Annotated in this window: 28 protein-coding genes; 11 read left to right on the top strand and 17 right to left on the bottom strand. The window is 66.8% G+C overall.

All coding sequences use genetic code 11. The features are described 5' to 3' along the window. Positions 1–60: 60 nt before the first annotated feature. The gene (locus LMA02_RS12770) at positions 61–960 is read left to right on the top strand and encodes an SDR family oxidoreductase (RefSeq protein ID WP_228905303.1); all 900 of its coding nucleotides are present in this window, start codon (positions 61–63) and stop codon (positions 958–960) included. Between the two features lie 31 nt (positions 961–991). On the opposite strand, the gene LMA02_RS12775 is transcribed toward LMA02_RS12770, so the two are convergent. Further along, positions 992–1,882, bottom strand: a complete 891-nt coding sequence (locus LMA02_RS12775) for an alpha/beta fold hydrolase (protein WP_228905310.1) — start codon at positions 1,880–1,882, stop codon at positions 992–994. A gap of 105 nt (positions 1,883–1,987) precedes the next feature. On the opposite strand from LMA02_RS12775, the gene LMA02_RS12780 reads away from it, so the two are divergent. Beyond that, a complete protein-coding gene (locus LMA02_RS12780; protein WP_228905312.1) occupies positions 1,988–2,884 on the top strand; it encodes a LysR family transcriptional regulator in 897 nt (298 codons plus the stop codon). Positions 2,885–2,968: 84 nt separating this feature from the next. Here LMA02_RS12780 and LMA02_RS12785 read toward each other — a convergent pair whose 3' ends face one another. The 4 genes from LMA02_RS12785 to copC form a co-directional block, all read right to left on the bottom strand. After that, complete coding sequence (locus tag LMA02_RS12785; protein WP_228905314.1) at positions 2,969–3,898, bottom strand: LysR family transcriptional regulator; 930 nt, start codon at positions 3,896–3,898, stop codon at positions 2,969–2,971. A gap of 175 nt (positions 3,899–4,073) precedes the next feature. Next, complete coding sequence (locus LMA02_RS12790; RefSeq protein ID WP_027785181.1) at positions 4,074–4,847, bottom strand: SDR family oxidoreductase; 774 nt, start codon at positions 4,845–4,847, stop codon at positions 4,074–4,076. 192 nt (positions 4,848–5,039) lie between these two features. Then, positions 5,040–5,540 (bottom strand): DinB family protein, encoded by a 501-nt coding sequence (locus tag LMA02_RS12795; RefSeq protein WP_228905316.1) that lies wholly within the window; start codon positions 5,538–5,540, stop codon positions 5,040–5,042. Between the two features lie 65 nt (positions 5,541–5,605). Next, positions 5,606–5,980 carry a copper homeostasis periplasmic binding protein CopC gene (gene copC / locus LMA02_RS12800; protein ID WP_228905319.1) on the bottom strand — a complete coding sequence of 125 codons (375 nt, stop codon included), beginning with the start codon at positions 5,978–5,980 and terminating at the stop codon, positions 5,606–5,608. Between the two features lie 102 nt (positions 5,981–6,082). Here copC and LMA02_RS12805 point away from each other — a divergent pair, with 102 nt between their 5' ends. Beyond that, positions 6,083–6,799, top strand: a complete 717-nt coding sequence (locus tag LMA02_RS12805) for a pseudouridine synthase (protein ID WP_228905321.1) — start codon at positions 6,083–6,085, stop codon at positions 6,797–6,799. Positions 6,800–6,905: 106 nt separating this feature from the next. Further along, a complete protein-coding gene (locus tag LMA02_RS12810) occupies positions 6,906–7,094 on the top strand; it encodes a hypothetical protein (RefSeq protein WP_166722891.1) in 189 nt (62 codons plus the stop codon). Here the strand turns inward: LMA02_RS12810 and LMA02_RS12815 are convergent. Beyond that, a complete protein-coding gene (locus LMA02_RS12815) occupies positions 7,077–8,114 on the bottom strand; it encodes an NAD-dependent epimerase/dehydratase family protein (protein ID WP_228907635.1) in 1,038 nt (345 codons plus the stop codon). The two genes, LMA02_RS12810 and LMA02_RS12815, sit on opposite strands and share 18 nt — an antisense overlap. A 106-nt stretch (positions 8,115–8,220) precedes the next feature. Here LMA02_RS12815 and LMA02_RS12820 point away from each other — a divergent pair, with 106 nt between their 5' ends. The 3 genes from LMA02_RS12820 to LMA02_RS12830 all read left to right on the top strand — a co-directional run bounded on the left by LMA02_RS12820 (position 8,221) and on the right by LMA02_RS12830 (position 11,200). Continuing rightward, positions 8,221–9,252, top strand: coding sequence for a CDP-6-deoxy-delta-3,4-glucoseen reductase (locus LMA02_RS12820; RefSeq protein WP_105787558.1), 1,032 nt, complete (start codon positions 8,221–8,223; stop codon positions 9,250–9,252). 294 nt (positions 9,253–9,546) lie between these two features. Next, a complete protein-coding gene (locus LMA02_RS12825; RefSeq protein WP_228905323.1) occupies positions 9,547–10,731 on the top strand; it encodes an acetylornithine transaminase in 1,185 nt (394 codons plus the stop codon). A 13-nt stretch (positions 10,732–10,744) separates the two neighbouring features. Continuing rightward, entirely contained in the window at positions 10,745–11,200 is a 456-nt protein-coding gene (locus tag LMA02_RS12830) for a GNAT family acetyltransferase (RefSeq protein WP_228905325.1), read from the top strand. Positions 11,201–11,221: 21 nt separating this feature from the next. On the opposite strand, the gene LMA02_RS12835 is transcribed toward LMA02_RS12830, so the two are convergent. From LMA02_RS12835 to LMA02_RS12870, 8 genes are all read right to left on the bottom strand, one after another. Then, on the bottom strand, positions 11,222–11,893 hold the full coding sequence (locus LMA02_RS12835) for a DUF2278 family protein (protein WP_105833112.1): 672 nt from the start codon (positions 11,891–11,893) through the stop codon (positions 11,222–11,224). Positions 11,894–12,142: 249 nt separating this feature from the next. Then, on the bottom strand, positions 12,143–12,859 hold the full coding sequence (locus LMA02_RS12840) for an ABC transporter ATP-binding protein (protein ID WP_228905327.1): 717 nt from the start codon (positions 12,857–12,859) through the stop codon (positions 12,143–12,145). Next, a complete protein-coding gene (locus LMA02_RS12845) occupies positions 12,859–13,635 on the bottom strand; it encodes an ABC transporter ATP-binding protein (RefSeq protein WP_228905329.1) in 777 nt (258 codons plus the stop codon). The genes LMA02_RS12840 and LMA02_RS12845 overlap by 1 nt, the downstream gene beginning before the upstream one ends. A 24-nt stretch (positions 13,636–13,659) precedes the next feature. Beyond that, complete coding sequence (locus LMA02_RS12850; RefSeq protein ID WP_166722887.1) at positions 13,660–14,829, bottom strand: ABC transporter permease subunit; 1,170 nt, start codon at positions 14,827–14,829, stop codon at positions 13,660–13,662. A 19-nt stretch (positions 14,830–14,848) separates the two neighbouring features. After that, a complete protein-coding gene (locus tag LMA02_RS12855; RefSeq protein WP_006757318.1) occupies positions 14,849–15,799 on the bottom strand; it encodes a branched-chain amino acid ABC transporter permease in 951 nt (316 codons plus the stop codon). 211 nt (positions 15,800–16,010) lie between these two features. After that, positions 16,011–16,847, bottom strand: a complete 837-nt coding sequence (locus LMA02_RS12860; RefSeq protein WP_228907636.1) for a branched-chain amino acid ABC transporter — start codon at positions 16,845–16,847, stop codon at positions 16,011–16,013. Positions 16,848–17,118: 271 nt separating this feature from the next. Then, positions 17,119–18,099 (bottom strand): 4-hydroxy-3-methylbut-2-enyl diphosphate reductase, encoded by a 981-nt coding sequence (ispH, locus tag LMA02_RS12865; RefSeq protein ID WP_006750051.1) that lies wholly within the window; start codon positions 18,097–18,099, stop codon positions 17,119–17,121. Between the two features lie 2 nt (positions 18,100–18,101). Beyond that, positions 18,102–18,557: an FKBP-type peptidyl-prolyl cis-trans isomerase gene (locus tag LMA02_RS12870; RefSeq protein ID WP_006757321.1), complete on the bottom strand. Its 456-nt coding sequence runs from the start codon at positions 18,555–18,557 to the stop codon at positions 18,102–18,104. 135 nt (positions 18,558–18,692) lie between these two features. Between LMA02_RS12870 and radC the strand changes: the two genes are divergently transcribed. From radC to nadB, 4 genes are all read left to right on the top strand, one after another. Further along, on the top strand, positions 18,693–19,469 hold the full coding sequence (radC, locus tag LMA02_RS12875; protein WP_228905331.1) for a RadC family protein: 777 nt from the start codon (positions 18,693–18,695) through the stop codon (positions 19,467–19,469). 237 nt (positions 19,470–19,706) lie between these two features. After that, positions 19,707–19,940, top strand: a complete 234-nt coding sequence (rpmB, locus tag LMA02_RS12880) for a 50S ribosomal protein L28 (RefSeq protein WP_004186391.1) — start codon at positions 19,707–19,709, stop codon at positions 19,938–19,940. Between the two features lie 17 nt (positions 19,941–19,957). Beyond that, positions 19,958–20,125: a 50S ribosomal protein L33 gene (rpmG, locus tag LMA02_RS12885; RefSeq protein WP_006478046.1), complete on the top strand. Its 168-nt coding sequence runs from the start codon at positions 19,958–19,960 to the stop codon at positions 20,123–20,125. Positions 20,126–20,286: 161 nt separating this feature from the next. Next, complete coding sequence (gene nadB / locus LMA02_RS12890; RefSeq protein ID WP_228905333.1) at positions 20,287–21,873, top strand: L-aspartate oxidase; 1,587 nt, start codon at positions 20,287–20,289, stop codon at positions 21,871–21,873. A gap of 94 nt (positions 21,874–21,967) precedes the next feature. Here nadB and nadC read toward each other — a convergent pair whose 3' ends face one another. The 3 genes from nadC to LMA02_RS12905 form a co-directional block, all read right to left on the bottom strand. Beyond that, a complete protein-coding gene (gene nadC, locus LMA02_RS12895; protein WP_228905335.1) occupies positions 21,968–22,849 on the bottom strand; it encodes a carboxylating nicotinate-nucleotide diphosphorylase in 882 nt (293 codons plus the stop codon). Positions 22,850–22,980: 131 nt separating this feature from the next. Continuing rightward, on the bottom strand, positions 22,981–24,117 hold the full coding sequence (nadA, locus tag LMA02_RS12900; protein WP_228905337.1) for a quinolinate synthase NadA: 1,137 nt from the start codon (positions 24,115–24,117) through the stop codon (positions 22,981–22,983). Positions 24,118–24,418: 301 nt separating this feature from the next. Continuing rightward, positions 24,419–25,615, bottom strand: a complete 1,197-nt coding sequence (locus LMA02_RS12905; protein ID WP_105834862.1) for an acyl-CoA desaturase — start codon at positions 25,613–25,615, stop codon at positions 24,419–24,421. Between the last annotated feature and the right edge of the window lie 30 nt (positions 25,616–25,645).

A 25,645-nucleotide genomic window follows, 5' to 3' on the forward strand; every position in this document is an offset into this window, starting at 1 on the left:
GCACACCGCACAAGGGCCGCCCGCCACGGCCCGCCCCCACCCGCTTGCAGGAGATCGATCATGAAGGAAGTCATTCTCGTCACCGGTGCGTCCAGCGGCTTCGGCCTGCTGACGGCCCAGGCACTCGCCCGCGCCGGCCATACGGTCTACGCGTCGATGCGCGAGAGCGCCGGCCGCAATGCGCCGCGCGTCGCCGCCATCGCCGACTACGCACGCGAGCACGGCGTCGACCTGCGCACCGTCGAACTCGACGTCGGCGACGACGCATCCGTCGCCGCTGCGATCGAGCGCGTGATCGCGGACAACGGCCGCCTCGACGTCGTCGTCCACAATGCCGGCCACATGGTGTTCGGCCCGGCGGAAGCGTTCACGCCCGATCAGCTGGCGCAGCTCTACGACATCAACGTCGTGTCGACGCAGCGCGTGAACCGGGCCGTGCTGCCGCACCTGCGCAGCCGGGGCCGCGGCCTGCTGGTGTGGGTGTCGTCCTCGTCGGCGCGCGGCGGCACGCCGCCGTTCCTCGCACCCTACTTCGCCGCGAAGGCCGCGATGGATTCGCTCGCGGTGTCCTATGCGGCCGAGCTCGCGCGCTGGGGCATCGAAACCTCGATCGTCGTGCCGGGCGCGTTCACCCACGGCACGAACCACTTCGCCCACGCGGGCAAGCCGGCCGACACGGTGGTGCAGGCCGCGTACGACGACGGCCCCTACGCGAGGGTCGCCGAGCAGGCGTTGCAAGGCCTCGCCGCACTCGAGCCCGCGGACGCCGATGCCGCTACCGTCGCGACGGCGATCGTCGACATCATCGCCGCGCCGTCAGGCAAGCGCCCGTACCGCGTGTTCGTCGATCCGTCGCAGGACGGCGCGGAAGAAGTGTTCCGCGTCGGCGATCGCATTCGCCGCGAGATGTTCCGCAACATCGGACTCGCCGACCTGCTTGCGCCCCGCGTCGGCAGCTGATCACGCCTCGCGCCGGGCCGGCCGGCGCGCGTCAGTCGCGCTCGCAGAACCCGAGGATTGCCTTCGCGACCGCCGCCGGCGCCTCCCGCTGCGGAAAGTGCCCCACCCCGTCCAGCACCTGTCGCGCGCAACGCCCCGTGAAGAACCGCTCGCGCCCGGCCGAGCCGTCCGGGTGATTGCAGGCATCCGCGCCGCCATGCAGCACGAGCGTCGGCACCGACAGCCGCGGCGCCGGGTTCAGCCGCGCGTCGTCGTCCGCATAGGCCGGCGTGCCGGGCGCGAAGCCCCACCGCTGCCGGTACGAATGCAGCACGACGTCGATCCAGTCGGGTCCGTCGAACGCCGTGGCAGCCGCGTCGAATTCCGCATCGCGGTACCAGCCCGGCGGCGACCACGTATCCCACATCAGGCGCGCGAACGCGCGACGGTCGTCGCGCAACGCCTGCTCGCCGCGCGGCGTCGCCATGAACCAGTGATACCAGTAATTGCGCGCCTGCTGCAGCGACAGCGGCTGCGCGGGATCGTTGGTGCCGTAGCCGACCGACAGCATCACCAGGTGCGACGCGACGCCGTCGCGCAGCCCGCATGCGTTCGCGACCGCGCGGGCGCCCCAGTCGTGTCCGACCAGCACGGGCCGCTCGAGGCCGAGCACGTCGACGAATTCCAGCACGTCGCGCCCGAGCGCCGCGAGCTGGCCGCTGCGCGGCACCGTCGCGTCGCGAAAACGGGTCGGCGCGAAGCCGCGCAGCGCAGGCGCCAGTACGCGGTAGCCGCGGACAGCCAGCGTTTGCGCCACCGTCTCCCAGCCGACCGGGCTGTCCGGCCAGCCATGCAGCAACACGGCCACGCGTTCGCCGCGCGGATTCCATTCGAGATAGGCGAGTTCGAGCGACGCGGTCGTCGCAAATCGATAAGCGGTCATCGTGTACTCCGGCGGGTCGGTTTGAAGGTCGATGGTAGAGCCGCCTCTCATCATGATTCGCGGCGTATCATGATCCATTCTTTGAATATCGCGTTGAATCGACCTATGGAATCGCCGACCGATCGCGCATCGACCGCGCTCGACATCGCGCTGTTGCGCACCTTCCTCGAAGTCGTCGACAGCCGCGGCTTCGCGCCAGCGGCGGAGCGCCTCGCGCTGACGCCGTCCGCGGTCAGCGGCCACATCAAGCGGCTCGAACAGGCGGCCGGCACGGTGCTGCTCGCGCGCACCACGCGCCGCGTCGCGCTCACGCCGGCCGGCGACACGCTGTACGCGTACGCGCGCAACATCGTCGACATGGAGCGCGAGGTGCGTGCCCGGCTGCGCGGCGCGCCCGCGCATGGCCGGCTGCGCGTCGGCGCGTCGGAGGACTTCGCGGGCACGTGGCTGCCGCAGGTATTGCGCACGTTCCGCGACAACCATCCGCGCACGTCGATCGAGCTGAAGGTCGGGATCACCGCGTCGTTGTTGCGCGAGCAAGCGCTGGGCCGGCTCGACGTCGTGTTCGGCAAGCAATGCCGGCAGGTCGACGCAGCGGGCGAACTGCTGTGGGAAGAACCGCTCGTGTGGGCGTTCGCGTCGGATACGGCGCTCGACGCCGAAGGCGACGTGCCGCTCGCGCTGTTTCCGGAGCCGTGCGTGTATCGGGAAGCCGCGGTGTCCGCGCTCGCCGCCGCGCTGCGGCCGTTTCGCGTGCTGTTCGAAAGCGGCAGCATGGCCGGGTGCATATCGGCCGCGCTCGCCGGCTTCGCGGTCACGGCGCTCGCGCGCAGCCAGTTGCGCGACGGCCTGCGCGCATGCGGGCCCGACGACGGCCTGCCGGCATTGCCGGCCGCGCGCTTTCATGCGTTCGCATCGAAGCCCGACGGTACGGCAGCCGCGCTGATCGACGCGGTGCGGGCCACCGGGCGCAGCCGGCAGTTCGCCGCGCGGCCCGGCTGAACCCGCACGCCGCGGCCGCGACACCCGTCGACGGTCGCTCACACCTGCCGATCGCGGTCGGCGCAGGCGAGCGCAGCGCCCTTTTCAGTCGCCGCGCGCGGGCGCGCCCGTGTCGCTCAGCGCATTCGCCATCAACTCCCCGAACCACTCGATGAACGCGTTGAGCCGCCGCGACCGGTGCCGGCGATGCGGATACACGGCCGACACGTCCATCGGCGCGGCGCGATGGCCCGGCATCACCTCGACCAGCGCACCGCTGTCGAGCAGGTGCACGACGTCGAAGCGCGGAATCTGGATCAGCCCCATCCCGGCGATGCAGCTCGCGATATAGGTTTCGGCGTTGTTGACGATCACGCGGCTCGGCAGCGCCAGCGTGTGCTGGCCGCCGTCCGCGCAGTATTCCCAGCCGAGTTCGCGCCCGGTCGTCGGCGACGCATAGCCGATCGCCCAGTGTCCGTGCGCGAGCGCATCCGGATGCTCGGGCACGCCGCATTCGCGCAGATAGTCGGGGCTCGCGCAGTTGATCAGCGCGAACTGCCCGAGCGGCCGCACGACGAGGCTGCTGTCCGCGAGCCGTCCGACCCGGATCGCGCAGTCGACGCCCTCCTGCACGAGATCGATCGTGCGGTCCGTCGAGCCGAGCGACAGTTGCAGCTTCGGGTAGCGGCGAAACAGCGACGGCAGTGCCGGCGCGATCACGCGGCGCGCGATCCGGCTCGGCGCATCGACGTTCAGCCGCCCGACCACGTCGCGATCGCGACGCCGGAACAGCCGGTCGAGTTCGTCGGCTTCCGCGAGCAGGCGCCGGCCGCGCTCGAGCAGCAGCGCGCCGTCGGCGGTCAGCTGAACCTGCCGCGTCGTGCGGTGCAACAGGCGCGTGCCGAGCGCCGTCTCGAGCTGCTGGACAGCGGCCGACACGGTCGCGCGCGGCACGTCGAGCGCATGCGCGGCCTTGATGAAGCTGCCCATCTCGGCAACCTGAAGGAAGATTCTGACCTGGTCCAGCTTGTCCATCGGAGCAAAACGTAGATTCGGACGACCGTCGCCGGCACCCGTCGCATGGCGCGGCCGAGTTCGGCGGCACAGGAAAAGCGGGCGCGCGGCTTCGTGCCCGCGCGCCCGTCCATTGTCCATGCAAACGGTCCATTGCGGGTCGCCGCGCGCACGCGACGACCGCCGGCGCGGCCCGTTACTTGGTCGTATAGCCGCCGTTGATCAGGATCGTCTGGCCGGTGATCCACCAGCCGTCGGTCACGAGATGGCGGATGAACGGCACGACGTCCTCGATGTCGGTAAGGCCCGTCTTGCTGAACGGCGACAGCGCGGCTGCCGTCTTGTGATACGCGACCGCGTCGGCGCCTTCGGCCGGATAGAAGAACGGCGTGTCCATCGGACCCGGCCCGACCGCCGTCACCGAGATGCCGCGCGCGCCGTACTCCTTCGACGCGGCGCGCGTGAAGTGCTCGACCGGCGCCTTCGACCCTTCGTAGGCCGCATAGAACGGCGTGAACGCGCCGAGCAGCGACGTCACGAGCGTGACGAGCTTGCCGTGATCCTCGAGGTGCCGCCCTGCCTCCTTGATGAAGAAGAATGCCGACTTGCTGTTCACCGCGAACATCTCGTCGTATTCGGCCTCGGAGATTTCGGTGAACGGCTTCTTCAGCACCTTGCCGACGGTATTGATCGCGATGTCGATCTTGCCGAAGCGCTGCTTCGCGTCGTCGAACAGCTTCTCGACCGCGGCGGCCGTCGTCAGGTCGGCCTGGAACGTCGCGGCTTGCGCGCCGGCCGCGCGCACCGCGGCAGCCGTCTCTTCGGCCTGCGCCTGCGACGCCGCGCTGTTGTAGTGAATCGCCACCGCCTTCGCGCCGTGGCCGGCCAGGTCCCGGGCGATCAGGCCACCGAGATTCTTGGCGCCGCCTGCGATCAGGACGACCTTGTCTGCGAGCGTGTGAGTCGCCACGGTTGACTCCTTTTAGCGTTGAATGAAGCTAGGAGTGTAGGCACGCACGCCGCGACGGTCAGCCGGGCACGGCTGGATGAATTATCCAGAAAAACGATCCAATCATTCGGCCGGAATGGTGGGCTGCCGCACCGACAACGGCCGCACGATCTGCTCGACGCGACACGATGCCCGGCCACCGGGCCGCACGCGTCAGCGTGCGTACAGCACCGCGTCGATCTTGCCGAGCAGCCACTGCATGCCGGCCAGATGCTGCTGGTCGTGGCTGCACAGGTAGTGCAGGAGGCCGCGCACGGTCAGCGCGCCGTGGCCTTCGAACTCGCCGGTGCGGGCGAACTGCGCGGGCGTGATGCGCGCCACGAGGTCGAGCGTCTCGCGCCGGGCGTCGCGAATCGCCGCGAGCACATCGGAGGCGTAGGCGGCGTCGTAGCGGCGTTCGATCGCAAGCGCGTCGCCGTCGACCGACACGAGCAGCGGATGATCTTCTTCGAGCATCCGCCGCAGCCGCACGTGATAGCCGTCGATCTCGATGTCGCGCACGTGGCAGAGCTGCCCGAGCGGCGAGAAGTGCTCGCTCGGGATTCCGCTCCAGTCGTCGGGGGTCCAGCGCGCGTAGCCGTCGGGCACGGCGGCGAAATGGGCTTCGAGCTGGCGGGGAAAATCGGCGAGTGCATCGAGCGTCGTTGGATTCATGCGGCAACCTCCGGGTCGGATGAAGACGACGGCAGCCCTGGCACGGGCCTGCCGCCACAGTGGCACTACTTCACGCTGAAGCCGTACAACCCTTGCGTACGATGCCCGTCGGCCGCGACGGCCACCCATTTCACCGTATAGGTGCCCGCGCCGAGCGCGGTGAGCGGCACCGTCATGCGCTTGCGGTTCGCGGCGTCGATCTTCGCCTGGCCGTCGGACACCGGCTTGCCTGCGCCGTCGACGACGATGATCGAGCTGAATGCCGGCTCCAGCGGCTCGGTGAACGCGATCGTGACCGCGGCCGGCGCGGCGGCCAGCGCCGCGTTCGCGGCCGGGTCGCTGCTCGCGACGTGCGCATGCGCGAATGCGGCCGACGAAACCGTTGCGGCCAGCACGATGGCGGCGGCCTTCCGGCCGAACAGCAGCGAATCGAATGGCATGGACTTTCCGTGAAGAATGAACGCGCGCAGCGCTCCGGGAGCTTACCAGCGCGAGCGCGTTCGTGCCGGTGCCGGCACGCCGCTTGATAGAATGCGCGCGCTATGGATCTCGAAAGCATTCTCTACACGCAGGGCTTCGGCTCGCGCCGCCAGTGCCGCGGCCTGATCGAAACGGGCCGCGTCACCGTCGCGGGCGCGAGCGCGACCGACCCCGACGCGTCGTTCGACACCGACGGCCTCGTATTCACGGTCGACGACACCGCATGGCCGTTCCACGCCCGCGCGTATCTCGCGCTCAACAAGCCGGCCGGCTACGAGTGTTCGCGGGACCCGCAACACCACGCGAGCGTATTCAGCCTGCTGCCCGCGCCGCTCGTCGCACGCGGCGTGCAGTGCGTCGGCCGCCTGGACCAGGACACGACGGGCCTGCTGCTGCTGTCCGACGACGGCCAGTTCGTGCACGCCTACACGTCGCCGAAGCGCAAGGTGCCGAAGACCTACGTCGCGACCGTGCGCCACCCGCTCGACGACACCCAGCTGAACGCGCTGCGCGCCGGCGTGCAGCTCCACGGCGAGCCGAAGCCGATCGCGGCGGTCGCCGCCCACGCGCGCGACACGCACGCGCTCGCGCTGACCGTCCTCGAAGGCAAATATCATCAGGTGAAACGCATGGTCGCCGCGGCGAGCAACCGCGTCGAGGCGCTGCACCGCGAAAGCATCGGCGGCTTCACGCTGCCGGACGACCTGGTGCCCGGCGCGTGGCGCTGGCTCGGGGAAGGCGAGCTTTCAGCGCTGCGCGATTCCGTCAAAACCCTCTAAGGGAAAATCCGCACGACCGTTCGATGTCCAGCCGCATCGCGGCCGCACGAACCCCCGCTATACTGAAATCACAAGCTGTACGAGCAGCGATGCAGGGGGAGACATCATGAACATCAATCATTCGTTGGAACTGTCGTACGTGATGATCGCGTTCGCGGTCGTGGGCGCCATCGTGATCGGCGCACTGCTGGCCACAATGCACAGGAAGCACAAATATCATCCGAACCTGATCGGCGCGCTGATCGGCGCGTTGCTGTGCTTCCTGCTGATCGAGGCGTTACCGGCGCTGACCTGACGCGTCGCGCGGCGCGAGCGTTTGAAGGAATTCGTCTACGGTCGGGTAGCGCAACGTCACGCACAATTCGGTCTTGAGGCGTGCATTGGACAGGCGCCGCGACTCGCGCATGAACGACAGCAGCATCGGCTCGAGCTGATGCTCGGCGTTCGCGCGGCTGATGCGCGGCGGCGGCGGCAGGCCGAACACCCGCGCGACCCCGTCGAAATACTCTCCCATCCGCAGTTCGCTGTCGTCCGACGCGTGCACGGCGCGCGCCGGCTTGCCGCGCACGGCCGCTCGGCGCAGGATCGTCGCGAGATCGTCCGCGTGGATGTGATTCGTGTAGACGTCGTCGGCCGCATCGAGCGCAGGCGTGCCGCGCTCGAGCCGCGCGAGCGGCAGCCGGTTCGCCGCGTAGATGCCGGGAATGCGCACGATGCGCGCGGACAGTGCGCCGCGCACCGTCGCCGCCCGCAGCTGACGCTCGGCCGACACGCGCCGGAACGCGCGCGGATTCGCCGGGCGCAGCGGCTGCGTTTCGTCGATTCGCGCCCCGCCGCAATCGCCGTAGACGCCCGTCGTGCTGGCGTAGACGAGCGTCGGTGCGCGAAGGGCGTCGGGTACAATACGCGCTGCCCGACCGGGCGCGCCGGCCTGTCGGGTCGCAACGCGCAGTGTGCGAAGCCGGCCGACCGCGGACACCGACGGTGCGGCGGGTCGCCGCGCAGGCACGGACAATGCGGCGATCAGCGCACGGGTGCGGCGATCGTCACTGCCGTCGGATTGCGGCGGCGCGAGATGCAGGATCGTGCGGGCGAGCCCGGCAATCCTTCCGAGTGTCGCCCGGCGATCGAGGTTGCCGACGATCGGCGTCGCGCCTGCCGCGCGCAATTCGTCGCAGCGGCCCGGATGGCTCGTCAGCGCGACGATGCGCAGGTCGCGGCGCGCGGCGCGCCATTGCGCGACGCAGCGCAGGCCGACGTCGCCGCAGCCGACGATCAGTGCGCGCGGGCGGCGCAGGATTCGAGTCGCGATCATGTTGGTTGCGAAATCAGTAGCCACCGTTGCGCGGCGCGCAACGGGTTTGCATTGTAGCTGCCGTGCGCGACATGCACGGTTCCCACATTTTGTTCTATTTGGTTCTATGGCATTCAACGTTACTCTCAAGCAAAGCGGCCGGCAGTTCCAGGTCGAGTCGGACGAAACCGTGCTGGCGGCGGCGCTGCGCCAGAACGTCCATCTGCCGTACGGGTGCAAGAACGGCGCGTGCGGCTCCTGCAAGGGCCAGATCGTGTCGGGCCAGATCGAACAGGGCCCGCACGCCGCGTCCGCGCTGTCCAACGACGAGCGCACGCGCGGCCTCGCGCTGCTGTGCTGCTCGAAGGCGCAATGCGACCTCGAGATCGACGTGCGTGAGATCGCCGGCGTCGACGGCGTGCAGGTGAAGAAGCTGCCGTGCCGAATCGCCGCGCTCGAGCGCCGTGCCGACGACGTGATGGTCGTGAAGCTGCAGCTGCCCGCCAACGAACGCCTGCAATACCTCGCGGGCCAGTACGTCGAGTTCATCCTGAAGGACGGCTCGCGCCGCAGCTACTCGATGGCGAACGCGCCGCACGAGGAAGGCCCGGTCGAGCTGCACATCCGCCACATGCCGGGCGGGAAGTTCACCGATCACGTGTTCGGCGCGATGAAGGAGCGCGACATCCTGCGCTTCGAAGGCCCGCTCGGCACGTTCTTCCTGCGCGAGGATTCCGACAAGCCGATCGTGCTGCTCGCGTCGGGCACCGGCTTCGCGCCGATCAAGGCGATCATCGAGCACGTGAAGCACACGGGCATCACGCGCCCGATGACGCTCTACTGGGGCGCTCGCCGCAAGAAGGACATCTACCTCGGCGAACTCGCCGAGCAATGGGCGCGCGAGATCCCGAACTTCAAGTACGTGCCGGTGCTGTCCGAGCCGGACGACGCCGACCAGTGGACCGGCCGCACCGGCTTCGTCCACCGCGCGGTGATCGAAGATCTGCCCGATCTGTCGGGCTATCAGGTGTACGCATGCGGCGCGCCGGTGATGGTCGAATCCGCGCAGCGCGATTTCACGCAACACCACGCGCTGCCGGCCGACGAGTTCTACGCGGACTCGTTCACGAGCGCCGCCGATCTCGCGCATCCGGTCTGAGCACCGGGCGCGCCCGCGCTTCCCGCTGCGCACCGCCGTGTCACATCCGTGGCATCGCGGCGGTTTACAGTGGGGCGCGGGATGCCTTATGCTTGCGCACATGAACCGCTTCCTGTCCGCTCTCCGACGTCGCCGCTCGCCGCTCCGCCCGGATGCCGCCGGCTCGTCACGGACTCGCGCGTAACCCTCCTCCGCTTCACCGGTTACGCACAAGCTGTTCGATCCACCAGCCACGGCCTTCCGTGGCTTTTTTATTGCCCGTTTCCCTTTCAACGCCCGCTGGAGTCTGCTGCCATGCCCCTGAACGATTACCCGATCGACTCGCTGATGTACATCACGAACCGCCCCGACATCGTGTTTACGCACGGCAAGGGTTCGTGGCTCTACGATCACACGGGCAAGCGCTATCTGGACTTCATCCAGGGTTGGGCCGTCAACAGCCTCGGCCACTGCAACGACGGCGTGGTGGACGCGCTGAAGAGCCAGGCGGAAAAGCTGCTGAACCCGTCGCCGGCGTTCTACAACGAGCCGATGGCGAAGCTCGCGGCGCTGCTCACGCAGCACAGCGTATTCGACAAGGTGTTCTTCACGAACAGCGGCGCCGAGGCCAACGAAGGCGCGATCAAGCTCGCCCGCAAGTGGGGCCGCAAGTTCAGGAACGGCGCGTACGAGATCATCACGTTCGACCACAGCTTCCACGGCCGCACGCTCGCGACGATGTCGGCCAGCGGCAAGCCGGGCTGGGACACGATCTACGCGCCGCAGGTGCCAGGCTTCCCGAAGGCCGAACTGAACAACATCAACTCGGTCGAGAAGCTGATCACCGACAAGACTGTCGCGGTGATGCTCGAGCCGATCCAGGGCGAAGGCGGCGTGATCCCGGCGACGCGCGAGTTCATGCGCGAGCTGCGCGCGCTGACGAAGCAGCACAACCTGCTGCTGATCGTCGACGAAGTGCAGAGCGGCTGCGGCCGCGCGGGCACGCTGTTCGCGTACGAGCTGTCCGACATCGAGCCGGACATCATGACGCTCGGCAAGGGTATCGGCAGCGGCGTGCCGCTCGCGGCGCTGCTGTCGAAGGCCGACGTCGCGGTATTCGAGGCCGGCGACCAGGGCGGCACGTACAACGGCAACCCGCTGATGACGGCAGCCGGCTATTCGGTGATCTCGCAACTCGTCGCCCCCGGCTTCCTCGAAGGCGTGCGGGCGCGCGGCGAATACCTGAAGCGCAAGCTGCTCGAACTGTCGGAGGAGCGCGGCTTCGAGGGCGAACGCGGCGAGGGCCTGCTGCGCGCGCTGCTGCTCGGCAAGGATATCGGCCCGCAAATCGTCGAGAAGGCGCGCGACATGCAGCCCGACGGCCTGCTGCTGAACGCGGCGCGCCCGAACCTGCTGCGCTTCATGCCCGCGCTGACCGTGACGACCGAGGAAATCGACCAGATGATGGCGATGCTGCGGTCGATCCTCGACACGCTCTAAGGAGACCGCCGCGATGGATGCCGCCGCCGATGCTGTCGCCATCCGCCCGTTCGAACGCGCCGACACCGATGCCGTGCTTGCCGTCTGGCGCGACGCATTCCCGCAGTACGACGAAGCCGGCGCGCCGCCGCACCGCGATCCGCTGCGATCGATCGCGCTGAAGCTCGCGACGCAGCCGGAGCTGTTCTTCGTCGCGACCTGCGGCGCGCGGGTGGTCGGCACGCTGATGGCGGGTTTCGACGGACATCGCGGCTGGCTCTACTCGTTCGGTGTGTCGAACGACGCGCGGCGACTCGGCATCGGCCGCGCGCTGATCGCGCATGCGGAACGCGCGCTCGCCGCGCGCGGCTGCCTGAAGATCAATCTCCAGGTGCTGCCCGGCAACGACGATGCGTGCCGCTTCTATGCGGCGCTCGGCTATCGCGTCGAGGAACGCATCTCGTTCGGCAAGACGCTGCCGGCCGCCTGACGACACCGGCAGCCGCCCGCCTCAGCGCGTGATCGGCCCCGCGTCCGGCAGCGGATTGCCGAGCGCGTCGGTCGGCACGGCCTGCTTCTCGAATGCCGCGAAATACGCGGCCCATTGCGTATCGCTCACGCGCACGATCAACGCGCCGTCCTGCCACACGTCGTTGTGATCGTTGTGGTCGTTGCCCGCGCGGTGCAGGTAGTTCGAGCCCGTCGAACCCTGGTTCATGTGCGTGTCGTGGATGCCGTTGCCTTGCGCATACGTGCGGCCGAACACGACGACGTCGAGCCCCTGCGACTGCGCGGCGTTGACGAGCCGCAGCAGCGACGGAATCGGCTCCGCGCTCTCGGTGCCATCCATGACGGCGCTGGCACGCCATGCGCCCGTCTCGTTCAGGATGTCGCTGCGCAGATAGTCGAGCGCCGGCAGCGCCGTTTGCCCGGTGAGATCCGTATAGCCTTCGGCCGCGGCCGCGAGCGTCGCCGTGACCGGATGATGGAAATCGTAGACGAGCTTGTAGTTCAGCAGGTCGTCCGCGTCGTTGGTGCCGACGTTGATCGCGACGTCCCAGTCGCCCGTCGGCAACGCGAGCGTCAGGTGAATGTGATACTGGATCTCGCTGCCGTGCGGCGAGCCCTTGAGCTTCGCCACCGACGTCACCTTCGCCTTCACGAAACCGTAGTCCAGACTCATGCGTGCTCTCCGTGTCCCGATGGATCGACCATGCTACGCAGCCCGCGTGTCGGTTTGCGGACGGCCGGTTGCGGACGGCCCGTAGCAGATGGCCGGTGTCACTATCGAATCAATGGAGTCGCATCCGCGCGCACAGTTCGCCGTCGGGCGCGCCGCACGAAAAAAAGGCTGTCACGAGATCCCGTGACAGCCTTTCGAAAACCCTGGCGCGACACGCCGGCATCCGCCGCCGCGTCGCCCCGGGCCCGCTCATTCACCCAGATACGCGGCCCGCACCTTCGGATCGTCGAGCATCTGCTTCGCATCGCCTTCCATCGTGACCGTGCCCGAGTCCATCACGTAGCCACGGTCGGCCGCCTGCAGCGCGAGGCGCGCGTTCTGCTCGACCAGCAGCACCGTGATGCCCTCCTTCGAGATCTCGCGCACCACTTCGAAGATCTTCTCGACCATGATCGGCGACAGGCCCATCGACGGCTCGTCGAGCAGCAGCAGCTTCGGCTTCGAGAGAATCGCGCGCGACATCGCCAGCATCTGCTGCTCGCCGCCCGACAACGTGCCGGCCAGCTGCGTCGCACGCTCCTTCAGGCGCGGAAAGAAGCCGAACATCCGCTCGACGTCCTTCTTGATCTGCTCGTTGTCGTTGCGCAGGTACGCGCCCATCTGCATGTTCTCGATGATCGACATCCGCGCGAAGATCCCGCGGCCTTCCGGCACCATCGCGAGGCCGCGCTTGAGCAACTCGTGCGACGGCACGCCCTTGATCGACTTGCCGTTGTATTCGATGTCGCCCGCCGAATACGGCTTCAGACCCGTGATCGCCTTCATCGTCGTGGTCTTGCCGGCACCGTTCGCGCCGATCAGCGTCACGAGCTCGCCCTGACGGACTTCCATGTCAACGCCCTTGACGGCCTGGATGCCGCCGTAGTTGACCTGCAAGCCCTTGATTTTCAACATTGCCGCTGCCATCAGTGCACCCCTGCGCCGAGATATGCCTCAATCACCTTCGGATTCTTCTGCACGTCCTGCGGCAGACCCTCGGCGATCACCTTGCCGTAATCGAGCACCGTCATCCGGTTGCACAGACCCATCACGAGCTTCACGTCGTGCTCGATCAAGAGGATCGTGCGGCCGTCCGAACGGATCTTGTCGAGCAGGCGCGTGAGTTCGACCTTCTCGGTCGCGTTCATCCCGGCCGCCGGCTCGTCGAGCGCGAGCAGCTTCGGGTCGGTGGCAAGGGCGCGCGCGATCTCGAGACGGCGCTGGTGGCCGTACGACAGGTTGCGCGACGTATAGTCCGCGTACTGCAGCACGCCGACGTATTCGAGCAGCTCGATCGCACGTTCCTTGATCTCGCGCTCTTCCTTGCGCTCGGCCGGCGTCTGGAACACCGCGCCCAGCAGCCCGTGCTTGGTGCGCACGTGGCGGCCCACCATCACGTTCTCGAGTGCGGTCATCCCGCCGAACAGGCGGATGTTCTGGAACGTGCGCGCGATGCCCGTCTTCGCGACCTGGTGCACCGCGGTCGGCTTGTATTCCGTGCCATCCAGCTTGAACTCGCCGGAGTCCGGCGTGTAGAGGCCCGTGATCACGTTGAAGAACGTCGTCTTGCCGGCGCCGTTCGGGCCGATCAGGCCGTAGATCTCGCCTTCCTTGATCTGCAGGCCGACATCGGACAGTGCCTGCAGCCCGCCGAAGCGTTTGTTCACGCCCTGCACGGACAGTCGGATTTGCTTGTCGCTCATGTGTGTATCCCCTGTGTCCGTCGATTAAGCGCGCACCGGCTTCTTGCTGGCGCGCTTCGCCAGTTTCGCGATCTTGTCCTCATGCTTCGGCGCGGGCCACAGGCCTTCCGAGCGGTACAGCATGATGATCACCATCGCGAGGCCGTACAGCGCCTGGCGGATCACTTCCGTATCGACGATGTCATGACCGAACAGCGCATGCTGCAGCGGGCTCATCGTCGAGCGCAGGAATTCCGGGAAGATCGCGAGCAGCACCGCGCCCAGGATCACGCCCGGGATGTGGCCCATGCCGCCGAGCACGACGCAGGCGAGCACGACGATCGATTCCCAGAACGTGAACGATTCCGGCGACACGAAGCCCTGGAACGAACCGAACATCGCGCCCGACAGGCCGCCGAACGATGCGCCCATCGCGAACGCGAGCAGTTTCACGTTACGGGTGTTGATGCCCATCGCCTTCGCCGCGATCTCGTCTTCGCGGATCGCCGCCCACGCGCGGCCGATACGCGAGTGCTGCAGGCGCGTACAGACCCAGATCACCAGCAGCGAGCAGAGCACGAACAGGTAGTAGTACATGTACACCGACGGCAGCTGGAAACCGAACAGCGTGTGCGTTTGCGACAGGTTGAAGCCGCCGACGTGCACCGGATCGATGCCCGTGATCCCCTTCGGGCCGTTGGTGATGTTCACCGGACGGTCGAGGTTGTTCATGAAGATCCGGACGATTTCACCGAAGCCGAGCGTCACGATCGCCAGGTAGTCGCCGCGCAGGCGCAGCGTCGGTGCACCGAGCAGGATCCCGAAGGTGGCCGCCAGCGCCATCGCGATCGGCACGATGAGCAGGAACGGGATGTGCAGCCCGTTCGGCGCGAGCGCCGCGATCCACTCGAACTGCGAGGTCAGGTGCGGCGAGCTCAGCAGCGCCGCCGTGTACGCGCCCACCGCGTAGAACGCGATGTAGCCGAGGTCGAGCAGGCCGGCGAAGCCGACCACCACGTTCAGACCCAGCGCGAGCATCACGTACAGCATCGCGAAGTCGAGCACGCGGACCCAGTAGTTGCCGCCGGCCGAGCCGATGATGATCGGCGCCGCGATCACGAAGGCCGCGGTCAGGATGCCGATGATGACGGTCTTGGTGGTGTTGCGCTCTTCGACGAGCGACGTCGAGGATTCGATCGGTTGAATGGATGTCATGTTGTTTGCTCCCCTTCCGTTACGCGCGATCCGCGACACGTTCGCCCAGCAGGCCCGACGGACGGAACACCAGCACGATGATCAGCACGATGAAGGCGAACACGTCCTGGTAGTTACTGCCGAATACGCCGCCCGTGAGGTTTCCGATGTAGCCGGCACCGAGCTGCTCGATCAGACCGAGCAGCACGCCGCCCACCATCGCGCCGCCAAGGTTGCCGATCCCGCCGAGCACCGCCGCCGTGAACGCCTTCATGCCGGGAATGAAGCCCATGTAGAAGTGCACGTTGCCGTATTCGGACGCGATCATCACGCCGGCCAGCGCGGCGAGCGCGGAGCCGATCATGAACGTCGCGGAAATCACGAAGTTCGGGTTCACGCCCATCAGGCTTGCCGTATTCGGGCTTTCGGCGATTGCGCGCATCGCGCGGCCGAGCTTGGTCTTGTGCACGAGCAGCAGCAGGCCGCCCATCACGATGAACGCCACCGCGATGATCACGATTTCAGTGACCGAGATCACGGCGCCAGGCGTCGTGTCGGTCGCCTTGATCACGTTGATCGGGTCGGTCGGCAGCAATTGCGGGAACGGCAGCGGGTTGCGCGACCAGATGATCATCGCGGCCGTCTGCAGCAGGATCGACACGCCGATCGCGGTGATCAGCGGTGCGAGGCGCGGCGCGCGGCGCAGCGGCCGGTACGCGACGCGCTCGATCGCGAAACCGACGAACGCACACACGACCGCCGCAATGCCCAGGCCAATCGTCAGCGTCGCGACGTTGCCGAGTCCGGGAAAGTGGTTCTGCAGCACGGTGATGGCCGACAGCGCAACCATCGCGCCGATCATCAGCACGTCGCCGTGCGCGAAGTTGATGATGCCGAGAATGCCGTACACCATCGTGTAGCCCAACGCGATGATGGCGTACACACTGCCGAGCACCAGCCCGTTGAGAACCTGCTGGACGAAAATATCCATTTAAAGCTCCTTGGCCCATGCTGCCGGAGGACGTTGCGCCCCGCGGGTAAGCGAGGAATCGCGCCTTCTCGGCGACACTGCGGGTACTAGTCGATACCGGTAAGGGTGGATCGTCCCGGCGCGCGCCGCCCGGCCTGTACGGCCGGACCTGCCGCCGGAGCGGATACAAAAACAGCACCGCACTGTTCCGGTGCCATCAAGAGTCCTGTCGCTAAATCGTCACGACATCGAGGACGGTGTACTTGGCCTCCTTGAAGTCGTAGGGCAGCGTGCCGAAACGGCCGGCCTCCGGTTTACCGAAGTCCACGCCTTTTTCCGTCCGGGCCGGGGCGAACCCCGCGTCCGGGCAGATCAGGTTCCGCGCCGCGTCGCCCGCGGGCTCGACCACCTTGACGGCGCACATGCCATTGTCGCCAAGGATTTGCGCTCCGATGCCGGACGCCGTCGCCTGTTTGGCAAGCCGGCCGTCCGCCGCCGCCCGCGCGGCGCCCGAACGGGCATCGCGAAGGTGGTGCCCGACTTTCGTCAGGACTGCGTCGGAATTCGTGAAACGAAGCGTGCCGCCCGCCGCGCCGCGGCTCGCGGCGACACGCTGTTTCGTCGAATCGAAATGAAAGGGGATCAGTGACATCTGCACGCCGCCTGCGTTGCCCCGAAACCCGGGCGTCCGTCGTATGACGCGCCCTGCTGCCGCCGCATCACGGTCGGCGGCTCGTTGTCGGGCGAACCACGTGCCCGTCGCCCGGTTGGCCGCAGCGCTGCCGGCGAGTGCTGCCCGCCGTGCCGAATGCATGCCGATCTTCGGGCCCTGCGCGTTGAAATCCTCGATCGCCAAACGTGCCCCGTTATCCTTGTCACCGTCCGATTGCGCGATGCGGCACGCCGCCGGCGTCGCACGACCGGTTCCGGCAGCGTGCACGTCGCTGCTCGCCGGTACTGCGTATGCCGCAGCCTCCCCACCCGCCCCGTCGTCGCTCTTTTTGCTGCAACCGGCAAGCATTGCAACCGGTGCGGCGACGAACCTGGCGTAAGCCAACCTCACATGCATCGAATAGGTCTCCCGCGCCTTCCCAAAACCCGATTTCAAAGCCATTCCGGCCTGAAAACGGGCGCATTGTAACTCCATTTACAGGACGCCAATATTCCTGATTCGATGGGGTTTTCCTGCATTGCAACCAATTTTGAGAGACGGTTAAGCGCGGGGATAGCAACCGGGTTGCACTATTAATGTGAATAATGGTTGCGATCTCGTTTTTCATGACGCAAAAAAAGCGCGCCCGGAGGCGCGCTTTTGGAGTACCGCGAGTGCGATGCGGCAATCAGACGGCGGGCGGCAGGTTCAGGCCGCGCGGCAGCGGAAACGACACGTTTTCCTCGATGCCGTCGAGGGCGCGGACGTTGCGCACGCCGAGCTCGCGCAGCCGCGCGATCACGGCCTGGGCGAGCACTTCGGGCGCCGATGCGCCGGCCGTCACGCCGATGCGGCGCTTGCCTGCGACCCATGCGGGATCGATCTGGTCGGGTGCGTCGACCATGTACGCGGCCACGCCGCGCTTCTCGGCCACTTCGCGCAGGCGGCTCGAATTCGAGCTGTTCGGGCTGCCGACGACGATCACGACGTCGCATTGCGGCGCCATGAACTTCACCGCATCCTGGCGATTCTGCGTCGCGTAGCAGATGTCCTGCTTCTTCGGCTCGCGGATCTTCGGATACTTCGACTTCAGCGCGCCGATGATCTCGGCCGCGTCGTCGACGGACAGCGTCGTCTGCGTGACGAGCGCGATGCGCTCGGGATCGGCGAGCTCGAGCTTCTGCACGTCCTCGACGCTTTCGACGAGATGCATGCCGCGCTCGACCTGCCCCATCGTGCCCTCGACTTCCGGATGGCCCTTGTGGCCGATCATCACGATGTCGACGCCGTCCTGGCGCATCTTGGCCACTTCGACGTGCACCTTCGTGACGAGCGGGCAGGTTGCGTCGTAAATGCGCAGCCCGCGCACGTCCGCCTCGTCGCGCACGGCTTTCGACACGCCGTGCGCGCTGAAGATCACGGTGTTGCCGGCCGGCACTTCCTCGAGTTCCTCGACGAAGATCGCGCCCTTCTTCTTCAGATCCTCGACCACGTACTTGTTGTGGACGATCTCGTGACGGACGTAGATCGGCGCACCGTGCATCGCGATCGCGCGCTCGACGATCTCGATGGCGCGGTCGACTCCTGCGCAGAAACCGCGCGGCTGGGCCAGCAGGATTTCGGCATCGGCGGCGACGGTCTGCCCGGACAGCGTATCGGTGGTACTCATGATTACAGGATTCCGATGATTTTCACTTCGAACGTGAGCGCCTGGCCCGCGAGCGGATGATTGAAGTCGAACAGCGCCGAGGTTTCGCTGACTTCCTTCAGCACCCCTGCATAGCGGCCGCCGTCCGGCGCGTTGAACTCGATCAGCTCGCCCGGCGTGAAATCGTCGCCGACCATCCCGTTCTCGCGCAGCGTCGACAGCGTCACGCGCTGGAGCATGTCGGGATTGCGGGGACCGAACCCCTGCTCGGGCGTTAGCTGAAAAGTCGAATGGTCGCCGACCCGCAGCCCGAGCAGAATCTGTTCCAGCGAGGGCGCCAGTTGCCCCGCGCCGAGCAGCAGCGTGGCGGGCTTGTCGGAGAAGGTGTTGACGATGTCGGCGCCGTCGGCCAGTGCAAGCCGGTAATGCAGCGTGACATGGGAACCGGGCTTCACTTCGGATAGATCGATGAGGCTCATGAATGACTCGTGTTCGTCGGCGCCCGAACTGGCCGAAAGGCCCGGCGCAAAGCCAATATTGTAAGTCACCTGAGCGCGCAAGGCTGAAAGTGCGACGACGTCGCATCCACGCCCGCCGCCAATGGAGTTTCGCTCATGCTGTCACCCTGCCTCGCCGCCCCGGCGACCGAATGTCGCGACACCGTCGATGCCCCGGCCGCTCCAGCCCGCCACACGGGCGCGGCCCGGCCGCGCAAGCGCCGCCCGCGAAACTGGAAGCCGCATCTGCCGCGCGAGCGGTTGCTGGAACGCGGGCCGGCCGCGCTGACCGACGCGGAGCTGATCGCGCTGCTGCTCGGCACCGGTGGCGGCGGCCGCGATGTATTCGCCAGCGCCCGCGCGCTGCTCGCCCGGTTCGGCGACTCGCTGCGCGACATGCTCGATGCGGAGCCGGACGTGTTCGCCATGCACCCGGGCATCGGCACGGCCCGCTCGGCGGTGCTGATCGCCGTGACCGAGATCGTGCGGCGCGCGCTGGTCGAAAAAGCGCGCGAGCGGCTGCAGATCGACTCGCCCGGCGCGGTCGAGGACTATCTGCGGCTCAGGATCGGCACGCGTCCGCACGAGGTGTTCGTCACGCTGTACCTGGACGCCCGCCACGGCCTGATCGACGTGGAAGAAAGCGCCCGCGGCTCGCTGACGCGGATGGCCGTCTATCCGCGCGAGATCGTGCGGCGCGCGCTCGTGCTGAATGCCGCCGCGCTGATCATCGCGCACAACCACCCGTCCGGCGCGGTGCAGCCGAGCGCCGAGGACCGGCGGCTGACTCGCGTGCTTAACGAGGCGCTCGCGCTCATCGACGCGAAGCTGCTCGATCACGTGGTCGTCGGCACCGCCGATACATTTTCGTTCGCGCGCGCCGGTTGGCTGTAGACTGTGGCCCGGCGACCCGCCTTGGGGCGCCGCGACGATGAAGCGAAATTGGGTTTGATTTTTCTGAACTTTTTCTGCTAGAATCATCGTCTGTCTTTTTTCCAACCAGTTCTAGCCATCGAAGGGCCTTGTCTGTAAGGGCTTCGGCGTTCTGAGTGCAGCCATGGATCACGTGGCGGTACGATGGAACCTTCATCGGCGATCGAACCCCGAATTTAGCGTATTAGGAGTGCTCTCATGGCACGCGTATGCCAAGTAACTGGGAAAGCGCCGATGAGCGGCAACAACGTTTCCCACGCCAACAACAAGACCAAGCGTCGCTTCCTGCCGAACCTGCAAAACCGCCGGTTCTGGGTAGAGAGCGAAAACCGCTGGGTGCGCCTGCGCGTCTCGAACGCCGGCCTGCGCCTGATCGACAAGAACGGCATCGATTCCGTGCTCGCTGACCTGCGCGCACGCGGCGAAGCCTAAGCCCAAGGAGCATAATCATGGCAAAAGGCGCACGCGACAAGATCAAGCTCGAGTCGACCGCTGGCACGGGTCACTTCTACACGACCACGAAGAACAAGCGCAACATGCCGGAAAAGATGGCGATCAAGAAGTTCGATCCCGTCGTCCGCAAGCATGTGGAATACAAAGAAACCAAGATCAAGTAATCTCCGGTTTCTGTAGCCTGACGGCGACCAAAAAGCCCCGCACATGCGGGGCTTTTTGTTTTGCGCACGCGCGCGCGGGCCCGACGCGGTATGCTCTTCCCTTTCCGCGGCCCCGGCCGACGGAATGCACAAGATCTAAAGCGTAACGATGGAGATGCAGCATGAAATTCGACGTGGCGATCGTCGGCAGCGGCCTGGCAGGGCTGTCGGTCGCACTCAACCTGGCCAGCACGCGACGTGTCGCGCTGATCGCGAAACGTTCGATGATGGAGGGGGCGAGCGATAACGCGCAAGGCGGCATCGCGGCCGTCCTCGACTCGGCGGACAGCATCCAGAACCACGTCGACGACACGCTGGTCGCCGGCGGCGGGCTGTGCGACGAAGGCGCGACGCGCTACATCGTCGAGCACGGCCGCGAAGCGATCGAATGGCTGATCTCGCAAGGCGTGCCGTTCACGAAGGACGATGCGGCCGAACTCGGCTTCCATCTGACGCGCGAAGGCGGCCACAGCCACCGCCGGATCATCCATGCGGCCGACGCGACCGGCCATGCAGTGCTCGCGACGCTGTCCGAGCGCGCACGCCAGCATCCGAACATCACGTTCTTCGAAAACCACCATGCGATCGACCTGATCACGTCGGACCGGCTCGGCCTGCCCGGCCGCCGCTGTCACGGGCTGTATGCGCTCGACGTCGACAACGACCGCACGATCACGATCGAGGCGCCGCACACGGTGCTCGCGACCGGCGGCGCCGGCAAGGTGTACCTGTACACGACCAACCCCGACACCGCGACCGGCGACGGCATCGCGATGGCGTGGCGCGCGGGCTGCCGCGTGTCGAACATGGAATTCATCCAGTTCCACCCGACCTGCCTGTTCCATCCGTATGCGAAATCGTTCCTGATCTCGGAAGCCGTGCGCGGCGAAGGCGGCTTGCTGAAGCTGCCGGACGGCACGCGCTTCATGCCCGCGCACGATCCGCGCGCGGAACTCGCGCCGCGCGACATCGTGGCGCGCGCGATCGACTTCGAGATCAAGAAGCGCGGGATCGACTGCGTGTATCTCGACATCAGCCATCAGCCGGAAGCGTTCCTGCGCGAACACTTCCCGACGATCCACGCACGCTGCCTCGAATTCGGCATCGACATCGCCCGGCAGCCGATTCCGGTCGTGCCGGCCGCGCACTACACGTGCGGCGGCGTCGTCACCGACCTCGCGGGGCGCACCGATCTCGCGGGCCTGTATGCGGTCGGCGAAACGTCGTATACGGGGCTGCACGGCGCGAACCGGCTCGCGAGCAATTCGCTGCTCGAATGCCTCGTGATCGGCCGCGCGGCGGCCGAGGCGATCGAGGCGGCCGGCTTCGACGCCGAAACGCCGGCCACGCTGCCCGCATGGGACGAAAGCCGCGTGTCGGATGCGGACGAGGAAGTCGTCGTTGCGCACAACTGGGACGAGCTGCGCCGGCTGATGTGGAACTACGTCGGCATCGTGCGTACCGACAAGCGTCTCGAACGCGCGAAGCACCGCTTGTCGCTGCTGCGCGACGAGATCCACGAGTACTACGCGAATTTCCGCGTGACGCGCGACCTGCTCGAACTGCGCAATCTCGTCGACGTCGCGACGCTGATCGTGAAGAGCGCATACTCGCGCCGCGAAAGCCGCGGGCTGCACTACAGCCGCGACTGGCCGCACACGCTGCCGAAGGCGCTGCCGAGCGTGCTCACGCCACGCTCGCGCCGCTGACCGGCACGCCCCTCCCGGCGCGGCCACCATACAGAAAAAAGCCGTTGGCGCTTGCACGCCAACGGCTTTTTTCGTCAGACGACATGCCGCGCAGTCAGTCGACGATCCGCATCGAATAGTCGGTCGCGCGCACGTCCTTCGTCAGCGCGCCGATCGAGATGCGGTCGACGCCCGTTTCCGCGAACGTGCGCACCGTATCGAAATTGACGCCGCCCGACACTTCGAGCACGGCCTTGCCGGCCGCGACGCGCACCGCTTCGCGCATCATGTCGAGCGTAAAGTTGTCGAGCAGCACCGATTGCGCGCCATGCGCGAGCGCCGTGTCGAGCTGCGCGAGCGTCTCGACTTCGACCTGCACCGGCACGCCCGAATCCAGCGCGAACGCCGCATCGAGGGCTTCGCCGACGCCACCGGCTGCCGCGATGTGGTTTTCCTTGATCAGGATGCCGTCATACAGCGCGAGACGCTGGTTCTCGCCGCCGCCGACCCGCACCGCGTACTTCTGCGCGAGCCGCAGGCCCGGCAGCGTCTTGCGCGTATCGAGGATCTTCGCGCGCGTGCCTTCGACGCGATCGACGTAACGACGCGTCGCGCTTGCGACGCCCGACAGCAGTTGCAGGAAATTCAGCCCGTTGCGCTCGGCCGTCAACAGTGCGCGCGCCGGCCCTTCGAGCTCGCAGACGGTCGAATCCGGCGTCATCCGGTCGCCTTCGCGATAGCGCCACTGCACGACGATCGACGGATCGATCCGCGCGATGACGGCCTCGAACCATGGCACGCCGCACAGCACCGCTTCCTCGCGCACGATGATGCGCGCACGGCGCCGCTCGCCGGCCGGCACAAGCCGCCCGGTCTGGTCGCCCGTGCCGACGTCTTCGGCGATCGCATCGACGACGTTGCGCGCGATCGCTTCCTCGAATGCCGCACCGTATTGTGCGCGGACCGCCTCGAACAGCGGGGAGACTGCGGTCGACACGACGCCTTCCGGCGCGCCGCCCTCAAGCGAGGTGGCTGCCCCGTCGGAGGGCGCCGTGCATGGGACCAGAGTGAGCGCCGAAGCGCCAACTTCGGTCGACAGCGGACGAATATGAGCGCGGGGGCCGGTCATTACGCAGCCCCCACGTTCGCGAACAGTTGCTGGTCGCGCTGCAGATCGCCGCTCGCCTGTACGCGCTTCTTGTGCGCCGCTGCGAAATCGAGCATCCGGTCGATCGGCAGACGCGCACGCACGCCGATCGCGGGATCGACGAAGATCTCGTTGTGACCGCGCTCGAGCACGTCGGCGAGGTTCGCGAGGCCGTTCATCGCCATCCACGGGCAATGCGCGCAGCTCTTGCAGGTCGCGCTGTTGCCGGCCGTCGGCGCGGCGATGAAGGTCTTGCCGGGCGCCGCGAGCTGCATCTTGTGAAGGATGCCGAGATCGGTCGCGACGATGAAATGCGTCGCGTCGAGCTTCACGGCTGCGTCGATCAGTTGCGTCGTCGAGCCGACGACGTCCGCCTGCGCGACGACGTTTTCCGGCGACTCGGGATGCACAAGCACCTTTGCGTCCGGATATTCGGCGCGCAGCAGGTCGAGCTCGACGCCCTTGAATTCGTCGTGGACGAGGCACGAACCCTGCCACAGCAGCATGTCCGCGCCGGTTTTCTTCTGGATGTAGCTGCCGAGATGGCGATCGGGTGCCCAGATGATCTTCTCGCCCCGCGCGTGCAGGTCGGCGACGATCTCGAGGCCGATCGACGACGTGACCATCCAGTCCGCGCGCGCCTTCACGGCGGCACTGGTGTTCGCGTAGACGACGACCGTGCGATCGGGATGCGCATCGCAGAACGCGGAGAATTCGTCGGCCGGGCAGCCGAGATCGAGCGAGCAGGTCGCATCGAGGTCGGGCATCAGCACGCGTTTGCCGGGACTCAGGATCTTCGCGGTTTCGCCCATGAAGCGCACGCCGGCGACGACGAGCGTCTGCGCGTCGTGGTCACGGCCGAAGCGGGCCATTTCGAGCGAATCGGCGACGCAGCCGCCTGTTTCATCGGCCAGTTCCTGCAGCTCGGCGTCCACGTAGTAGTGGGCGACGAGCACGGCCTTTTCACGTGCGAGCAGCGCCTTGATGCGCGCCTTCAGTGCAGCGCGCTCCTCGGGGGACGGCGCGTCGGGCACCTTGGCCCATGCTTGTCCCACGCCGCACACGGTCCCTGCCGCGACGGGCCGGTCGTACTCGACGGGTTTGATCGTCGATTGCATCTCCATATCTCCTGTCGACCAGAGTTAGTGCTTTAGCACTTACTCTGGTCCCATGCTTCGCGGTCGACCAGAGTTAGCACTTTAGCGCTTGCTCCGATCCCATGCTTCGCGGTCGACCGGAGTGAGCGGTTTGACGCTCACTCCGATCCCATCCTCTGCGCACGCCCGGGGCATCGAATCCACTGCCCCAAGCCTCATACCAATCCACCCTGCCGATCGGCCATCAAAAACCGGCGGCCCAAATGAAAAAACCCCGCCAACGCGGGGTTTGTGACGTCCTTAGATTCTAATCGATTTCGAATCAGGCGTAGCGACGCAGACGTGTCGCGAATTCCTGCAGCGCCTTGATGCCGCTTTGTTCCGCGCGATGGCACCAATCCTGCAATTGCGCGAGCAGCTGTTCGCGCGATGCGGTCGAACGATCCCAGATCGCGGCCAGATCCTGGCGCAGCTGGAAGTACGTCTGCAGCTTCTGGCTGTTCGCGAAGATTTCCGGCAGCAGCTTCTTCTGCGGCTCGTCGAGGCCGTCGGCGTCCTTGTGGAACCACTTGCGCGCGCTGCGCATCAGCTGGTACTTGTCGCTCGCACCGAGCTCCTTCAGGTGCGCGAGCTCCTGGCGGTATGCACGCTTGACGGCCTTGCCGTAGCGCGCCATCACTTCGTAGCGGTTCGACAACACGGCCTGCAGCGTTTCCTGGTCGAGCACCGTCTTCGGCTTGTTCAGGCGCGGCGTCGGTGCGACCTTCTTCACCTTCGCGAGACCGAATGCCGACATGATGCGGATGTACATCCAGCCGATGTCGAACTCGTACCACTTGTTCGACAGCTTCGCCGACGTCGCGAACGTGTGGTGGTTGTTGTGCAGCTCTTCGCCGCCGATCACGATGCCCCACGGGAACAGGTTCGTGCTCGCATCGGCCGAGTTGAAGTTGCGGTAGCCCCAGAAGTGGCCGAAGCCGTTCACGACACCGGCGGCCCAGAACGGAATCCAGACCATCTGCACGGCCCACACGGTCAGGCCGAGCACGCCGAACAGCGCGACGTCGAGCACCATCATCAGGCTCACGCCGAGGATCGGGTACTTCGAGTACAGATTGCGCTCGATCCAGTCGTTCGGCGTGCCGTGGCTGAACTTGCGCATCGTTTCTTCGTTCTTCGCTTCCGCGCGATACAGCTCGGCGCCTTCGAGGAACACCTTCCAGATCCCGCGCGTCTGCGGGCTGTGCGGATCTTCCTCGGTTTCGCACTTCGCGTGGTGCTTGCGATGGATCGCGGCCCACTGGCCCGTCAGCATGCCGGTCGTCATCCACAGCCACATGCGGAAGAAGTGGCTCGCGATCGGATGCAGCTCCAGCGCGCGGTGCGCCTGGCAGCGATGCAGGTAGACCGTCACGCCGATGATCGTGACGTGCGTGACGGCGAGCGCGAACAGCGCGACCTGCCACCACGAAAAACGCAGGAGCCCGTGGGAAAGAAAATCGAGCAGGGAATTCAACAAGGCAGTTACCTGTGGTGAGAGCGACGCCGA

It is taken from the genome of Burkholderia sp. B21-005, from assembly GCF_020843965.1.
GTDB classification, from domain to species: Bacteria; Pseudomonadota; Gammaproteobacteria; order Burkholderiales; family Burkholderiaceae; genus Burkholderia; species Burkholderia ambifaria.

Bases quoted from the DNA above. Each gene is read 5' to 3' on its own strand.
- LMA02_RS12770 (WP_228905303.1), top strand. From the start codon at position 61: ATGAAGGAAGTCATTCTCGTCACCGGTGCGTCCAGCGGCTTCGGCCTG.
- LMA02_RS12775 (WP_228905310.1), bottom strand. From the start codon at position 1,882: ATGACCGCTTATCGATTTGCGACGACCGCGTCGCTCGAACTCGCCTAT.
- LMA02_RS12780 (WP_228905312.1), top strand. From the start codon at position 1,988: ATGGAATCGCCGACCGATCGCGCATCGACCGCGCTCGACATCGCGCTG.
- LMA02_RS12785 (WP_228905314.1), bottom strand. From the start codon at position 3,898: ATGGACAAGCTGGACCAGGTCAGAATCTTCCTTCAGGTTGCCGAGATG.
- LMA02_RS12795 (WP_228905316.1), bottom strand. From the start codon at position 5,540: ATGAATCCAACGACGCTCGATGCACTCGCCGATTTTCCCCGCCAGCTC.
- copC (WP_228905319.1), bottom strand. From the start codon at position 5,980: ATGCCATTCGATTCGCTGCTGTTCGGCCGGAAGGCCGCCGCCATCGTG.
- LMA02_RS12805 (WP_228905321.1), top strand. From the start codon at position 6,083: ATGGATCTCGAAAGCATTCTCTACACGCAGGGCTTCGGCTCGCGCCGC.
- LMA02_RS12810 (WP_166722891.1), top strand. From the start codon at position 6,906: ATGAACATCAATCATTCGTTGGAACTGTCGTACGTGATGATCGCGTTC.
- LMA02_RS12815 (WP_228907635.1), bottom strand. From the start codon at position 8,114: ATGATCGCGACTCGAATCCTGCGCCGCCCGCGCGCACTGATCGTCGGC.
- LMA02_RS12820 (WP_105787558.1), top strand. From the start codon at position 8,221: ATGGCATTCAACGTTACTCTCAAGCAAAGCGGCCGGCAGTTCCAGGTC.
- LMA02_RS12825 (WP_228905323.1), top strand. From the start codon at position 9,547: ATGCCCCTGAACGATTACCCGATCGACTCGCTGATGTACATCACGAAC.
- LMA02_RS12830 (WP_228905325.1), top strand. From the start codon at position 10,745: ATGGATGCCGCCGCCGATGCTGTCGCCATCCGCCCGTTCGAACGCGCC.
- LMA02_RS12835 (WP_105833112.1), bottom strand. From the start codon at position 11,893: ATGAGTCTGGACTACGGTTTCGTGAAGGCGAAGGTGACGTCGGTGGCG.
- LMA02_RS12840 (WP_228905327.1), bottom strand. From the start codon at position 12,859: ATGGCAGCGGCAATGTTGAAAATCAAGGGCTTGCAGGTCAACTACGGC.
- LMA02_RS12845 (WP_228905329.1), bottom strand. From the start codon at position 13,635: ATGAGCGACAAGCAAATCCGACTGTCCGTGCAGGGCGTGAACAAACGC.
- LMA02_RS12850 (WP_166722887.1), bottom strand. From the start codon at position 14,829: ATGACATCCATTCAACCGATCGAATCCTCGACGTCGCTCGTCGAAGAG.
- LMA02_RS12855 (WP_006757318.1), bottom strand. From the start codon at position 15,799: ATGGATATTTTCGTCCAGCAGGTTCTCAACGGGCTGGTGCTCGGCAGT.
- LMA02_RS12860 (WP_228907636.1), bottom strand. From the start codon at position 16,847: ATGCATGTGAGGTTGGCTTACGCCAGGTTCGTCGCCGCACCGGTTGCA.
- ispH (WP_006750051.1), bottom strand. From the start codon at position 18,099: ATGAGTACCACCGATACGCTGTCCGGGCAGACCGTCGCCGCCGATGCC.
- LMA02_RS12870 (WP_006757321.1), bottom strand. From the start codon at position 18,557: ATGAGCCTCATCGATCTATCCGAAGTGAAGCCCGGTTCCCATGTCACG.
- radC (WP_228905331.1), top strand. From the start codon at position 18,693: ATGCTGTCACCCTGCCTCGCCGCCCCGGCGACCGAATGTCGCGACACC.
- rpmB (WP_004186391.1), top strand. From the start codon at position 19,707: ATGGCACGCGTATGCCAAGTAACTGGGAAAGCGCCGATGAGCGGCAAC.
- rpmG (WP_006478046.1), top strand. From the start codon at position 19,958: ATGGCAAAAGGCGCACGCGACAAGATCAAGCTCGAGTCGACCGCTGGC.
- nadB (WP_228905333.1), top strand. From the start codon at position 20,287: ATGAAATTCGACGTGGCGATCGTCGGCAGCGGCCTGGCAGGGCTGTCG.
- nadA (WP_228905337.1), bottom strand. From the start codon at position 24,117: ATGCAATCGACGATCAAACCCGTCGAGTACGACCGGCCCGTCGCGGCA.